We start from the raw sequence: 13,373 nt of genomic DNA, 5'->3' as shown, positions 1-13,373 counted from the left end.
CCGTCTGAAAGGCGCCGTAGTCATGAATTCCAATCACATCAGCGAACTGGTCCTGCTGCAGGCCCATGAGCTCGCCGAACGTATTCGCCTGCGCCAGGTGTCTTGCCGAGAAGTCATGCAGACTTACCTCGCCCATATCGAACGTTTCAACCCACTGGTGAATGCGCTGATCAGCCTGCAATCACCTGAAAGCCTGTTGGCTCAAGCCGATGCGCGCGACGCCGAACTGGCCCGTGGTGCATACCGCGGCTGGATGCATGGCCTGCCTCATGCGATCAAGGACTTGTCACTGACGCAAGGGATACGTACCACCTTCGGTTCACCGTTGTTCAAGGATTACCTGCCCGAGCGCGACGGCATCATGGTCGAGCGGATCAAGGCTGCTGGCGCGATCATAATTGGCAAAACCAACACCCCGGAGTTCGGGCTTGGTTCGCAAAGCTATAACCCGTTGTTCGGCCCTACCGCTTGCGCGTATGACCTGAGCAAAACGGCGGGAGGCAGCAGCGGCGGCGCGGCGGCAGCACTGGCGATGCATCTGGTACCCGTGGCCGATGGCAGCGATATGATGGGTTCGCTGCGTAACCCGGCGGCGTTCAATAACATCTTCGGGTTCAGACCTTCCCAGGGGCGTGTGCCGTTCGATGACAGTGCGGATCTGTTTTTCGACCAGCTTGGTTACGAAGGCCCGATGGCGCGCAGTGTGAAGGATGCGGCGTTGCTGCTATCGGTGCAGGCCGGTGGGGATGCGCGAGCACCGTTGTCGATCAGCGAATCCGGTACAGTCTTCGCCATGCCTCTAGAGCGCGAATTCAAAGGTACGCGCATTGGCTGGCTTGGCGACTTCAACGGTTACCTGCCGATGGAACGGGGCATTCTTGAGCTGTGCGAGAAAACCTTTGCTGACTTTGAAGGTTTAGGCTGCCATATCGAAGCCGTACAACCAGACTTCGCCCCCCAGAAGCTTTGGGGCAGTTGGCGCACGTTGCGCCACTGGATGGTGGCCGGCTCGTTGGGCGCGGCCTATGCCGACCCGCAAAAGCGCGCTCAGCTCAAGCCGGAAGCCTGCTGGGAGGTAGAAAATGGCCTGAAACTGTCAGCCAGTGAAGTGTTCGCCGCATCGGTAGCGCGCAGCGACTGGTATCGGTCCATCTCGCGGCTTTTCGAGCAGTACGACTACTTGCTATTACCCAGTGCCCAGGTTTTCCCGTTTGACAAAACGCTGCCATGGCCGACGGCTATCAACGACATCACCATGGACACCTATCATCGCTGGATGGAGGTCGTCATCCCTGGCACATTGTCTGGCTGCCCGGTAGCAAATGTACAAGCAGGTTTCAGTGAAAGCGGGCTTCCAATGGGCCTGCAAATTATCGGCCGGTATCAGGCCGACCTTTCGGTCCTGCAACTCGCACACGCTTATGAGCGGGCTAGCGATTGGTACAAGCGTCATCCTTCTCCATTGCTTCAGGATGTTCAGCGTTGATTCAGACCCATCGCCCTTGATGCTGGTGTTCGGAAGGTGAGTTCGCCGGACGCTGACTGCGAGCTGCCATGCTGTTGCCCCAAGCAGTCATCCTGTGGCTTCGATACCGCGCTTGATGGTCCAGAATGCAGCTGCAGGATCGCCATTTACGCCGATCTCGGTGAGGTTTGGTGGAGAGGGGTAGAGGGCTTGGCTGAGTTCTGTTTTCTGCACCCCAGGAGCGAGGTGGCATCCGATACACATGGCGTTGTTATTGCCTGCCCCTGCTTGGATATGAGTAGGGCCTTCAAGATCTGGGACGTCTATGTCGCGTGCACGGACTTCAAATGAGCGATCACGCGCCATGGCCAAAAACGCTTGTACAGCGGGGGACGCGCGGGACATCCGCACCAACGTTCACGAGACCGAAGCAAGCAGCGCCAAGCATTGCAGCGCTACCTACAGCATCCGCCGTCACCCGTGTTGTAATTGTCCTTTTCATAGTGAGTTCTCAAAACCACATCCGAATACCGGCAACAAACCGAGCTTCGTCCACATCCCCACCTTCATCCCGGATGAAGTCGGCGGTTTTGCCGTAGGAACGGCTCCAGGTGACGCCTATGTACGGTGCGAACTGGCGGACAATTTCGTACCGCAACCGTAGCCCAACTTCCGTATTTGCCAGGCCAGAGCCGAAGCCGCGTTCCGGATCGTTCTTGCCATAGAAATTGGCCTCAGCGGTTGGCTGAAGGATCAAACGATTAGTCAGCAGGATGTCGTACTCACCTTCCAGGCGGGCAGCGGTTTGACCGTTCTCACCGATAAACGCCGTGACTTGCGCTTCGAAGTCATACAGCGCCATACCCTGAATACCGAACGCGGCCCAGGTCTGGGGATCTTCCGGTTTGAAGTCCTGTCGGACGCCGGTGACAACATCCCACCAAGGGCTTATGGAGCGGCCATAGAGGAGCTGTAGCTCGGCATCTTCAGTAACCCCATTGGTACGCTCGCCCTCCGAGCGAATCCAGAGCCTGTTGATGTCACCGCCCACCCAACCGGATGCGTCCCAGGCAAGCGTGCTACCGGCGTCAGCATCCTGGTATTCCAGCTGGTCAACCAAGAAAAAGCTGTTGGTACCGCTGTCATCCATTTTGTGCCCCTCAAGCGGGGGGAAGGCAGCCTGGCGGTCGGCATCAGTGAGTACCGGGATTGGCGTACGGCTGGTTGTGCTCGGTGAATCAACCTTGCCGTGTCCCATCTTGGAATGATCCATCGCGCCATGATCCATGCCTTTCATGGACCCGTGGTCCATGCCGTTCATGCTTCCATGGTCCATGTTGCCGTGAATCATCGAGGCCGCATTCGTTTTGGGCTGCGCATGGCCCATTTTGCTGTGATCAGCGGAGGCGGGCTGCGTAGGTTGCTTGCTCGCGTCCATCTGGCTGTGGTCCATGCCTGGCAGGGTATTTTGTGATGAGACGTCGTCCATCTGCATCGCACCGTGCTCCATTGCCGAGTGATCTATCCCAGAATGATTCATTTCAGCGGCGAAGCTGGGCGAAACGCCCAGCACGCCTAGCGAAGCGGCCAATACCAGCAGCGATGGTCGTGGAACGCTATTGGCCATTTTTTCCTGCCTCAGCTTTTTCGCTGCCATGCGCTTCCATCATTTTGCCGTGATCCATGCCTTCCATGGAGTCATGGTCCATGCCCTGAGCTTGCTTGCTCTTCGAACCGTGCGATTGTGTTGCGTCGGACGACTTTTGAGAGTGCTGGTCATGGTTTTCATTGGCCCAGGAAGCCGGGGCGTAGGCTGCCAGCAGGCCAACCATCGCAGTAGACAGGAAAAAGGCGCTTCGTTTCATTGGTTTGCTCATCTCGTATCTCCAGTTCATTCGTCCACGCGGACTTCTCGGAACATGCCCATCTCCATGTGGTACATGAGGTGGCAGTGATAGGCCCAGCGCCCGAGCGCATCTGCAGTAACGCGATAGCTTCGTTTCGAGCCAGGCGGCATATCGATCGTATGCTTTCGGACCATGAAGTTGCCTTCTTTATCCTCCAAGTCACTCCACATTCCGTGCAGGTGGATGGGGTGAGTCATCATGGTGTCATTCACCAAGGTAATTCGCAGACGCTCCCCATACTTGAGCCGCAGCGGTTCTGCGTCAGAGAACTTGATGCCATCGAAAGACCAAGCGAACTTCTCCATATGGCCGGTAAGGTGCAGCTCGATGGTCCGGCCCGGTTCACGGCCGTCAGGATCAATGAAGGTGCTACGCAAATCCAAATACGTGAGAACCCGACGCCCGTTATTGCGAAGCCCGATTCCCGGATCGTTCAGCTTCGGCGTTGGCGTCATGGTCTGCATATCGACCAGGGGGTTGTTTGATTCGGAGGCGGGATGGCTTTGCATGGCACCGCTAGCGGCCCTATTGGCGTGGTCCATACCAGCCATCTTGCCATGGTCCATTCCGGCCATGCTGCCGTGGTCCATGCCGCCCATGCTGCCATGATCCATCCCCATGTCGCCCATGGAGATCAGGGGACGTGGGTCTACCGTCGGTACCGGGGCCTGCAGGCCCTCACGGACAGCCAAAGTACCCCTTGAATAGCCGGTGCGATCCATGGACTGAGCAAAGATGGTGTAAGCCTGCTCGTTTTCAGGCTCGACAATGACATCGTAGGTTTCGGCAACGGCAATCCGGAATTCATCGATCGACACAGGCTGTACGTACTGTCCGTCCGCTGCGACAACGGTCATCTTCAAACCGGGAATTCGCACATCGAAATACGTCATCGCCGAGCCGTTGATAAAGCGAAGCCGGATTTTCTCGCCTGGTTTAAAGAGGCCCGTCCAGTTTCCGTCTGGCGCTTGGCCATTCATGAGATAGGTGTACCCGCTCACATCAGCGAGGTCGGTTGGGCTCATCTTCATCTCAGCCCATATCTTTCGATCGGCTAAGGTGGCAGACCAACCTTTTTCGCTCACGTCGTCGACGAAGTCGCCAACGGTACGCTTGTGAAAGTTGTAGTAATCCGACTGCTTTTTTAGCTTGGACATAACCCGTGCCGGGTCTTCGTCAGTCCAGTCACTCAGCATGACGACATAGTCACGGTCGTAGGTGAAAGGCTCGGGATCCATCGCATCGATTATCAGGGCACCGTAAACACCAACCTGCTCTTGGAAGCCCGAATGGCTGTGGTACCAGTAGGTGCCGTTCTGATGGACCTTGAACTTGTACTCGTACATGCCGTCCGGTGCGATGCCATGGAAGCTCAAGCCCGGCACGCCGTCCATGTTTGCCGGTAGAATGATGCCGTGCCAGTGGATAGACGTATCTTGCTTCAAGCGATTACGCACCCGCAGCGTGACTGTGTCGCCTTCTCGCCAACGGAGTACCGGTCCGGGTAGCGACCCGTTGATAGCCATTGCCGTTCGAGCTGCACCGGTAATGTTCACCGGGAGCTCCCCGATGTAGAGATCGAAGTCGGTGCCGGTCACTATGTTAGGCTGGCCAGGGCTAGTTACGGCCCAGACCGGCGCGCGCCACATACCTATCCCACCCAGTAGTCCGGTAGCAGCCAGGCCTTTGACGAATGAACGTCGAGTGGTTTTGCTTTGCATGCCGTTGCGTTCCAGTCAGGTAGATCGCTGATATCCAAGCTGCGAGATCCGCAACCATCTGATGAATTGAGCTCTCCCAAACTTCGCAGCTTTCGACAAAGCACCAGAATTGAGGGAGGACATACCCGCAAGCTGCCACAGTTCAGATTCCGGGGTGATTACAGTTCTGTAAGCTCAGCTCAGCAGCTCTCATGGCCGGGGTGCTTTGCGCTTTGGGCGGCAACCGGCCTTTCACAGTGCTAAAGCTAGCCACCCGGACTGTCAGCAAGCTGAGCCCGAGATTACTTTCCCGTCAGCTTCGAGTTGGGTGCCGCTTTTGCTGTAGACGAAGGGCATCCGAGGGGGCGCAACTGATGAAGTTACTCGCGGCCGAAGATAGGCCAAAAAACGGGGCATACCTGCAGCAAGGGCTGACAGAGGCAGGCTTTACAGTCCATCGTGTGGTCACTGGGAGCGATGCCTTGCAGCACGCGCTGAGCAAGGCATATGACCTGATGATCACCGCGTCCCGAACCATAGCTAACAGGAGCCTTGATTTTAGTAGTCAAGGAGCTCCAAGAAGCGCGCGGCAATTTTTGCCGGTTGTTTGTGTGGACACTAGACAGATGGGAGGGGCAGGTGAGATGGCGGCGAAGCTCAGTCCTTACCACCAGAGGTATCACGAGCGATGCCTTAAAAGTGTAGACAGCTCATCTAAAAGGAATTTTTACGCTTCTAACTAGGACTGAAAATGATTGGAGTTGGCCAGCTGGGACGAGGCCATCTATCTGGCCATCGTCCCGGTAATGCCAGTCAATTATTTTCAGCGATCTGCATAATGGGAAATGGTAAGCGCAATGACCAGCACGATTTGGATGGCTAACATGCTCACCAATAATCGTTTCATTTTGGGCGGGAAACGTTTAACTTCATTTAAGTCAATTAAGCCTCTGCGCAAAAAGATTGTCGGTATCGCCAGCACCAGAGCGATCGATCCCGTGCGCATGACTTTGCCAAGTAAGCCTGCATGCTGGAATGTTTTTTTATTGCCGGTCACGTACGTACAGTTCGGAAGAAACGACTCAAAGTACTCAGTGTACTTATGTGCGATGTAACACAGCACGATCATAAACAGAATTATGGGTGCAAGGATAAACAGCGCAATCAATCCAGGGTCTACTGCATTCACTCCGATACCTCACGATATAAAAATTCACCTACCTTTTCGCCTCTATCGCTCCCGAAGTCACCGGCGATTTTACCGCCTACTGCACCGCCTATTACAGCACAAGCCAGCGCTCCTGGGCCGCCTGTACTAACCCCCAGAACGACTACACAAGCACCAGTTCCTACCATACCTCCCGCAGCCCCCCCGATGCTGCCGCCTCCCAGGCCACCTATCAACGCCGAGCTTTCAACATATTTGGCGCGGCGGCACTGCTCTTCCCGGCCCATTGTGCAGGCTTTATGAATCGACAAGCCTGTGGCGGCCACATCCAGCGCAGTGCCGATGTACGTGCCTTTCTTAACTAGGTTGGAGGCTGTGGCAACGCCAGATACCTTATCGGCATAGCCGGCAATCTCACCTGTGTGGAGATAGCTGCGGGTCGAGATATTTAATGCTTGTTTGATCTTTCCCTGATTACGTAACCCTGAACCGTACGCGGCCAGGCTCCCCAAATGCTTTTCGAGCTTCATGAACAAAGCGGTGCGCTTGGCATAAAACGCGTCGCGGGCACTCAAGGTGCCAGAGCCGAGGTAATCGCGATGGAGTTTTTCGATCTCCTCAAGTGTGTCCTTGATATTTTGCAGATGCCTGCTCCAGCCGTCACCGACTGCACCAACTCCCATTGAAGCGCTGGCAAGCACACTTTGCAGTAAGTCGAAGTGTTCCAGGAAGAAATCATCCGCATCCACCCCACTGGTAAGTAGTCCAGCGTGGATCTGAGCAGCCTGGGCCATCAGAGACGCTTCGTGGCTGGTACATGAGGGTGTGTTGGAATCGCCCACGATCACCAGCTCACCGCCCAGGACAACGCTGTTGACAATGTGCGCATTCAGGATATCGAATTTGCCTAGGGTGTGCCCAGATAGCGGAGTGCTGGCTTTCAAAGACTGGTAGGACCCACGAGCGGCGCCTGCAAAATTGCCTGCTATGCTGCGGCCAGTTAGGTCTCCCGGAAAGCGCCTCAGCTAAATGCGGCCTGAAGAAGGTCCACGCGGGTATGCTCGGCTTCGAGGGGCAGCAGGTCCCGTTTCTTGTCCAAACCGCCGCTGTAGCCGCTTAGCTTTCCGTTGGCGGCGATCACGCGGTGGCAGGGCACGATGATCGAAATCGGGTTGACCGCATTGGCCATGCCGATGGCTCTGGCAGCGTCAGTTTGCCCATGCTCTTGGCCAGTTGACCGTAGCTGGTGACGGTGCCGTAGCGAACCATGGCAAGCATTGCCCATGCCTGCTCGAGAAAGTGGCTGCCACGAGGTGCCAGGTTTAGCGAGAAATCACGACGGGCCCCGCCGAGGTACTCAAGCAACTTTTGGATGATAGCTCCGAGGCCAACTTTCCAGCGTTCACGCTCGTTCGGCAGTTGATAGGTGGTCCTTCACCACGAGAGCTATTGACCAATAGCTGTCGATCGGTAGCTGCATAATCGCCCCCTCTGTCTGGATCAAACCGCCGAGAAACCATTAGTCGAGCGCCACAGAGGCGCGCTCCCGAGCCACCGATTCCCAGCAGAGCCGATTGCCCTTGGATTTGCGGGCGTCAATACTGGATTGAAACCGATAGCGCGGGATCAGCACGAAGTGCGCGAGCGTCAGACGTTGCACTTGAACCCCGTCATGATATTTCTTGGAGCGCTGTACATACCGTGGTCGCCGGCATAGCTCAGGTATTCACGGTCGAACACGTTGTTTAGATTGACTGACGCACTCAGATGCTGGTTGAAGTCGTAGCGAGCCAGGAGGTTGGTGACGGCATAGCTACTTTGGGTGAAGGTGTGCAGGTCGGCACCGGTTTTGCTCTGCCAGTTCACACCGCCGCCAACGGTGAGCTTGTCCAGAATCCCCGGCAGGCAATAGCTGGTGAAGGTCTTGAGACTGTGACGAGGCAGGTTGGTAACGATACGCTGGTTGTCAGCATCGGTGCTGACCGCATAGGCATAACCGGCAGATGCCTGCCAGCCTTCTGCCAGCTCTCCGTCCAGGGTGAACTCAGCGCCTTTGGTAGTGGTACGAGGGATTCTGTCGCGTGCGGGCGCAATTCAATGCACCGTCCCATCTGGCCATCCTGAATACGCAAGCGCTCATGGAACCGCTCGCACAGGCCAATGAACTGACATTGAAAGCAGCGGAAAATCAGTGCCGGGCCATGCTGGATCGCTATGCGCGATGAGGTGCGATATGCGCTGGCCAGGGAGTTCTTGCGCGAATATGTGCTATCGGTGGAACAGATTTCTGCCCGCCTTGGGTACATTGATCCGACCAGTTTCATCAAAGCCTTCAAGCGATGGACGGGTGAGACGCCGTTGTCGTATCGAAAGCGGCCTCGCGTGAATCGTTAGTTCGGGCACAGCATTCGGCCCGGGAAGCGTTGACCACCATAAGGATAGAAACAATGATCACTCGGTTGAGCTGGGTCCTGCGTCAAGTGACAAAACGCCTGTGGTTTCGGACAACGCTGTTTTCGCTTGCTGGCGTTGTCACGGCCTTGCTCGCCATCGCCTTGCGCGACTTCGTACCGCCATCGCTGCCTGCGAAGATCGGTGCAGACTCGGTCGACAAGATACTCGGCATCATCGCCTCCAGCATGCTGGCGGTGACCACGTTTTCCTTGAGTATCATCGTTTCTGCCTACGGTGCTGCCAGTAATGGCGTGACACCCAGGGCGACCACCTTGGTGATGGAAGATTCGACAACGCAGAATGCACTGGCCACGTTCATTGGCTCGTTTCTGTTCAGCCTGGTCGGCATCATCGCGCTGAGTACCGGTGCTTATGGGGCTCAGGGGCGGGTGGTGCTTTTTGCAGTGACCCTGTTGATGATCGTCCTGATCGTGTACACGCTGTTGCGCTGGATCGGTCACCTATCCACGCTTGGAAGAGTCGGCGAGACAATTGATCGGGTCGAGGCCGCGACACTGGCTGCCCTGGAGCATCGCGCCCGCTGGCCCTATCTGGGTGGTGCCCCTTACCCCGAATCCTTCGTGCTGCCCTCTAGCGCGCTCACGATTGCCAGTACCGACACCGGCTACGTGCAGCACATCGATATCAGCGGCCTGGCGGCAGTGGCCGAGAAGCACCAGCTCAAGATCTACCTGGAAGTACTGCCAGGCACCTTTGTTCACATTGGCGCGCCCATAGCGCGGCTGCTACCCACAGCTTCGCCCCCTCCACAGGGCTCGGCGCTGGCGGCTGAAATCCTGCGCGCGGTCACGGTGGGTGTACGCCGCTCATTTGACCAGGATCCACGCTTCGGCCTTGCGGTTCTAACCGAAATCGCCTCGCGCGCCTTGTCTCCGGCGACCAATGATTCCGGGACCGTGATCGATGTGATCGGCCGTGGAGTCAGGTGTTTTTCCAAGTGGTCGATGCAATCCCCGGCCTCTGATGACGTCGATGAGAAGTGTCTGCGCGTTCATGTTCGGTGCATCGAAGTGCACGATTTATTCGATGACTTCTTTACATTGATCGCACGGGACGGGGCAGGGCTGTTGGAAATCGATATCCGGCTGATCAAGGCATTGATCAGTCTGGCTGAACTCGATCCACAGCGGTATGGCAAGCATTGCCGACACCATGCCGCTTTACTGGTCAAACGTGCGCAGACATCGTTGCACCTGGATGAAGAAAAGCAGCGGCTCCGGGATGTAGCCGCGCCGTTGCTTGGTCAGTAGCTTCGAGGCGCAAACGCAAAGGCCATCGACAAAGTTTGATAAAGCTGAACCCACTACGGCGCTTCTTGCACCCTACGCTTGGCGATGGAGAGTTTCGAGTAGTGTACTGGGGCGGCGGGTGCACCATTTTCAATCGCCTTGAGAAATGCCTCGGCGTCGTTCATGGGCAAGCGTTTGAGGTACTCGACATCCAGGTTCCACCATTGGCTTGCAAGCAGCCGCTCAATGATTTCAGGGCTATGCCGGTACTTGATGAACTTGGCTGGGTTTCCGCCAACGATCGCATAGGGGGGCACGTTTTTTGTCACTACTGCCCGTGTGGCAATGATTGCCCCCGTGCCAACCTCTACACCTTCCAAAATGGTCGCGCCATGCCCGACCCAGACATCGTGTCCCATGGTGACCCAGGAAAGCGCTGGAGAATAGGACAAGCCTCCCGTTTCATACTGGAAGGGGTGCGTGCTTACCCAATCGGTAGGGTGGGTATGCTTTTCCTGGCCCAGTGTGCAGTCGGATCCGATCGAGCAAAAACGGCCGATCGCAGAAATCACGGATAACGTGCTGCCACTCCTGATGTAGGTGTGGGCTCCGATGGTTACCGATGGCGACTCTACCCTGACGTGTCCAAGGCTTACACCTTGCTCAATGGTTGCGCAGGCACGGGCGCTGAAGGAACCAGAACCTCCGGCGACTTTGCCGCCCAGTTTTCGGAACGCTTTCTTGAATTGTTGTTCTCTGAGGATTCTGAGCATCTTTCCGATCGCACCACGACTGTTGAGCGTGGATGGTAGCAAGCACCCTCCGATCAAAAAAGGCTTCGCCCGGGACCGACTGCCGATTTGCCCGCCGCGCTCTATTAATTAGAACGCATCTCTGCAGCCCTCTGCTTGTAGCCCTTTAGGGTGCCTCATAAGATTAGCCAGTTTCGCCTGTATTTATCGAGGCGTTGATTCTGGGAGTGGGGAATCCATGAAGAGGCCAGTCAGCCAGGTCGGCATGAAGTGGGTCGTGGAGGCGTTGGGCAGGCTGCCCCATCGCTTGCAATCTGCCATTGGCGGGTCTCGTCTCAACCAGCCGGGTCACGTGTTAAGCGCCGAAGTGGCGATGTTTCTCAGGCTGATGGGGGACCGCGAGCTTGCCCGCCCGCAGCACCAGCCCCTGGATAAAGTGCGCGAACAGACCGACCATGACGCCTGGGTGTTTGGCGGCTGTGATGCACCTGTCGACCTGGAGCGAAGCTTCACGATCGACGGGCAGGGCGGGCCTGTTCCAGTCAAGACGTTCGTAACGAACGACTGCGCGCAGGGCGTACTCATTTACTTCCACGGTGGCGCCTGGGTATCCGGAAGCCTGGCAAGCTGTGAAAGTATCTGCCGGTATCTGGCGCGCGAAGCCAGGCTGCACGTACTGTCGGTGGACTACAGGCTGGCACCCGAGCATCCATTTCCTGCCGCCATCGATGACGCACTGGCAGCCTATGAGCATGTGCTGAAGGACATGCAGGCGGCCAATACGCCTGGCGCATTCATTGCCGTGGCGGGCGACAGCGCGGGTGGCAATATTGCTGCCGCGTTGTGCTACACGCTCAGAGAGCAGAAACGGCGCTTGCCCGACTTCCAACTGCTGTTCTACCCGGTCCTGGACAACGAAAACAGGTCGACGTCCTATTCGCTGTTCGAAACAGGCTATGTGTTGACTGCGGACCAGATGAACTGGGCGCGTGAGCTGTATGTCCCCAGCCGGGCCTACAGCGACCCGGCTGTGTCGCCGTTGCTGGCCGACAGTTTTGAAGGGCTGCCACCAACGTATATTGCCACCGCCGAGTTCGACGTACTTCGCGATGAAGGTGAGGCGTATGCGCACCTGTTATCGGCCGCTGGGGTGAACGTGACCCTGTGCAGGGCGGCTGGGCTCATTCATGGGTTTGCGAACATGATGGGCGTCAGTCGCGTGGCCAGGCAGGAAATGCAGCAGGCAGTAGCAGCGCTGGTACGTAGCCGACAAGCGCACGGTGGGAAATGAGGGGTTGTCAGGCCTCTGGTGCCTGACAACCGCCAAGTGTGCATGACCCGATGCGCCCTGTTGCGTCAGGGGACACTTTTGATTTTCAGCACCAGCAGCCCGCCCATCAAGCCTGCCAGGCCTGCAAACATGTAGAGGGCAGGGTAGCCTCCGAACTGGGTCACCAGCATGGCGCACAGGGCAGGGGCGAGGATCTGTGGCCCGACGATGGCAACGTTGATGATCCCCAGGTCCTTGGCATGGTCCGCCGAACTGGGCAGCACCTGGCTGATGAGCGCTTGATCGACGGCGACATAGGCACCATAGCCAACACCGAGTATCGCTGAGGAAACCATAGCCATCGGCCAGTTCTGCCAGAAGGCCAACAACAGCGAAGCCACTCCCATGATCATCCCCGACACCGTCACGATGGCTTTGCGCCGGCCGGTCCGATCCGATATGGCCCCGCAGGCGAAAGCGGTGACCACCACGGCAGCGGTATAGATCAGCACCAGCTTCAGCAAGCCGTCTTCGGCCCGCTCACCCGGGTAAAGCGCCTCATAGCGCAGGCCGTCGCGAAGAAAGTACAGAAAGAACAGGGTGCCCGTGGCGCTGCTGAGGCCGACCAGAAAGCGCGTCGACCATGCCCAGGCAAAATCCGGATGCTTTCTGGGGCTGATCCAGAAGGCCGAAAACAACGCCTTCCAACGCCATTCACCGGTGTGCACCTGCTGCCCCAGCGGATCATCGGTAAACAACACAAATGGCATTGAAAGCACCACGAATATGGCCGCGACGACGGTGTAGCTTTGCGCTATGCCGACACCCAGCGTGGTGGTGATGACTGCGCCCAGTACAACTGCCACGGACAACATCACGCCATTCCAGGCGCTGACAATGGCCCGTTGCTCAACTGGCACGCGGTCCGGTATTGCAGCGGTGATTGCACACAACACCCCGCTGGTGCCCACTTGTACCAAGGCCCAATAAACGACGATGCCCGTCCAGGTCGTTTGCTTGCCCAGCATGTAAAGTGCCAGCGCGCCGACGACAATGCCGAGAAAGTTCCACGGGTGACGGCGGCCGAACACTGAGCGGGTTCTGTCTGACAGAAAGCCGATGACAGGCTGTGCGACCAGTGCGATGGCCGAGCCAATGCCCATCACCATGCCCAGCGCGCTTTCTTTCGAGTTGGGCGCCAATATTTCCATCTGCTGGGCAAGCAGTACTTGGATGGGGGCGAATACCGCCAGCCAGACGCCAAGCAGTGACAGTGCCATGGCTAGAATGAAACCCCTGCCTACCCGGGTGCCACGCCCGTGGTCACAGCGCTGCATTTTCAAATCCGTGCGCAACTCACCCATCGTGTTTTCCTTGTTGTTATTGATCGGTCAAGGCCGCCAGCCA

The 13,373-nt window shown here is 57.2% G+C and carries 13 protein-coding genes and 3 pseudogenes; 5 read left to right on the top strand and 11 right to left on the bottom strand.

All coding sequences use genetic code 11. The features are described from left to right. The first annotated feature begins 22 nt into the window (after nt 1–22). Nucleotides 23–1,486: an amidase gene (locus AACG97_RS20865; protein WP_047149755.1), complete on the top strand. Its 1,464-nt coding sequence runs from the start codon at nt 23–25 to the stop codon at nt 1,484–1,486. 67 nt (nt 1,487–1,553) lie between these two features. Here the strand turns inward: AACG97_RS20865 and AACG97_RS20860 are convergent. The 4 genes and pseudogenes from AACG97_RS20860 to AACG97_RS20845 all read right to left on the bottom strand — a co-directional run. After that, nucleotides 1,554–1,967 (bottom strand): annotated as a pseudogene (locus tag AACG97_RS20860) (c-type cytochrome); the annotation flags it as partial. 9 nt (nt 1,968–1,976) lie between these two features. Then, a complete protein-coding gene (locus tag AACG97_RS20855; RefSeq protein ID WP_225786108.1) occupies nt 1,977–3,092 on the bottom strand; it encodes a copper resistance protein B in 1,116 nt (371 codons plus the stop codon). Next, the gene (locus tag AACG97_RS20850; protein ID WP_009684069.1) at nt 3,082–3,342 is read right to left on the bottom strand and encodes a hypothetical protein; all 261 of its coding nucleotides are present in this window, start codon (nt 3,340–3,342) and stop codon (nt 3,082–3,084) included. The genes AACG97_RS20855 and AACG97_RS20850 overlap by 11 nt, the downstream gene beginning before the upstream one ends. A 14-nt stretch (nt 3,343–3,356) precedes the next feature. Then, nucleotides 3,357–5,093 carry a copper resistance system multicopper oxidase gene (locus AACG97_RS20845; protein WP_009684070.1) on the bottom strand — a complete coding sequence of 579 codons (1,737 nt, stop codon included), beginning with the start codon at nt 5,091–5,093 and terminating at the stop codon, nt 3,357–3,359. Nucleotides 5,094–5,446: 353 nt separating this feature from the next. On the opposite strand from AACG97_RS20845, the pseudogene AACG97_RS20840 reads away from it, so the two are divergent. Then, nucleotides 5,447–5,593: pseudogene (locus tag AACG97_RS20840) on the top strand (DNA-binding response regulator); the annotation flags it as partial. Nucleotides 5,594–5,895: 302 nt separating this feature from the next. Here the strand turns inward: AACG97_RS20840 and AACG97_RS20835 are convergent. The 5 genes and pseudogenes from AACG97_RS20835 to AACG97_RS20815 form a co-directional block, all read right to left on the bottom strand. Continuing rightward, complete coding sequence (locus AACG97_RS20835) at nt 5,896–6,261, bottom strand: hypothetical protein (RefSeq protein ID WP_054881227.1); 366 nt, start codon at nt 6,259–6,261, stop codon at nt 5,896–5,898. Continuing rightward, nucleotides 6,258–7,184 (bottom strand): hypothetical protein, encoded by a 927-nt coding sequence (locus AACG97_RS20830; RefSeq protein WP_220465812.1) that lies wholly within the window; start codon nt 7,182–7,184, stop codon nt 6,258–6,260. Before AACG97_RS20830 ends, AACG97_RS20835 begins: the two co-directional genes overlap by 4 nt. Nucleotides 7,185–7,261: 77 nt before the next feature. After that, nucleotides 7,262–7,429, bottom strand: a complete 168-nt coding sequence (locus AACG97_RS28140) for a methylated-DNA--[protein]-cysteine S-methyltransferase (protein ID WP_009684073.1) — start codon at nt 7,427–7,429, stop codon at nt 7,262–7,264. A 330-nt stretch (nt 7,430–7,759) separates the two neighbouring features. After that, the gene (locus tag AACG97_RS20820; protein ID WP_155273755.1) at nt 7,760–7,900 is read right to left on the bottom strand and encodes a hypothetical protein; all 141 of its coding nucleotides are present in this window, start codon (nt 7,898–7,900) and stop codon (nt 7,760–7,762) included. Continuing rightward, nucleotides 7,888–8,304 (bottom strand): annotated as a pseudogene (locus AACG97_RS20815) (TonB-dependent receptor domain-containing protein); the annotation flags it as partial. The gene AACG97_RS20820 and the pseudogene AACG97_RS20815, both read right to left, overlap by 13 nt. A 150-nt stretch (nt 8,305–8,454) precedes the next feature. Here AACG97_RS20815 and AACG97_RS28135 point away from each other — a divergent pair. Both AACG97_RS28135 and AACG97_RS20810 read left to right on the top strand, forming a co-directional pair. Beyond that, nucleotides 8,455–8,634: a helix-turn-helix domain-containing protein gene (locus tag AACG97_RS28135; protein ID WP_047149756.1), complete on the top strand. Its 180-nt coding sequence runs from the start codon at nt 8,455–8,457 to the stop codon at nt 8,632–8,634. Nucleotides 8,635–8,687: 53 nt separating this feature from the next. Then, a complete protein-coding gene (locus AACG97_RS20810; RefSeq protein WP_009684075.1) occupies nt 8,688–9,965 on the top strand; it encodes a DUF2254 domain-containing protein in 1,278 nt (425 codons plus the stop codon). 53 nt (nt 9,966–10,018) lie between these two features. On the opposite strand, the gene AACG97_RS20805 is transcribed toward AACG97_RS20810, so the two are convergent. Beyond that, complete coding sequence (locus AACG97_RS20805) at nt 10,019–10,717, bottom strand: CatB-related O-acetyltransferase (RefSeq protein ID WP_009684076.1); 699 nt, start codon at nt 10,715–10,717, stop codon at nt 10,019–10,021. A 256-nt stretch (nt 10,718–10,973) separates the two neighbouring features. On the opposite strand from AACG97_RS20805, the gene AACG97_RS20800 reads away from it, so the two are divergent. After that, on the top strand, nt 10,974–11,987 hold the full coding sequence (locus AACG97_RS20800) for an alpha/beta hydrolase (protein ID WP_165944141.1): 1,014 nt from the start codon (nt 10,974–10,976) through the stop codon (nt 11,985–11,987). A gap of 65 nt (nt 11,988–12,052) precedes the next feature. Here the strand turns inward: AACG97_RS20800 and AACG97_RS20795 are convergent, their stop codons facing one another. Further along, a complete protein-coding gene (locus AACG97_RS20795; RefSeq protein WP_009684078.1) occupies nt 12,053–13,330 on the bottom strand; it encodes an MFS transporter in 1,278 nt (425 codons plus the stop codon). Between the last annotated feature and the right edge of the window lie 43 nt (nt 13,331–13,373).

It is taken from the genome of Pseudomonas sp. Nvir (genome assembly GCF_963778085.1).
GTDB lineage: Bacteria > Pseudomonadota > Gammaproteobacteria > Pseudomonadales > Pseudomonadaceae > Aquipseudomonas > Aquipseudomonas juntendi.
Note: the sequence above shows the minus strand (reverse complement) of the source record. Positions and strands in the feature narration are given on the sequence as shown.

Bases quoted from the DNA above. Each gene is read 5' to 3' on its own strand.
- AACG97_RS20865 (WP_047149755.1), top strand. From the start codon at position 23: ATGAATTCCAATCACATCAGCGAACTGGTCCTGCTGCAGGCCCATGAG.
- AACG97_RS20855 (WP_225786108.1), bottom strand. From the start codon at position 3,092: ATGGCCAATAGCGTTCCACGACCATCGCTGCTGGTATTGGCCGCTTCG.
- AACG97_RS20850 (WP_009684069.1), bottom strand. From the start codon at position 3,342: ATGAGCAAACCAATGAAACGAAGCGCCTTTTTCCTGTCTACTGCGATG.
- AACG97_RS20845 (WP_009684070.1), bottom strand. From the start codon at position 5,093: ATGCAAAGCAAAACCACTCGACGTTCATTCGTCAAAGGCCTGGCTGCT.
- AACG97_RS28140 (WP_009684073.1), bottom strand. From the start codon at position 7,429: ATGGCCAATGCGGTCAACCCGATTTCGATCATCGTGCCCTGCCACCGC.
- AACG97_RS28135 (WP_047149756.1), top strand. From the start codon at position 8,455: ATGCGCGATGAGGTGCGATATGCGCTGGCCAGGGAGTTCTTGCGCGAA.
- AACG97_RS20810 (WP_009684075.1), top strand. From the start codon at position 8,688: ATGATCACTCGGTTGAGCTGGGTCCTGCGTCAAGTGACAAAACGCCTG.
- AACG97_RS20805 (WP_009684076.1), bottom strand. From the start codon at position 10,717: ATGCTCAGAATCCTCAGAGAACAACAATTCAAGAAAGCGTTCCGAAAA.
- AACG97_RS20795 (WP_009684078.1), bottom strand. From the start codon at position 13,330: ATGGGTGAGTTGCGCACGGATTTGAAAATGCAGCGCTGTGACCACGGG.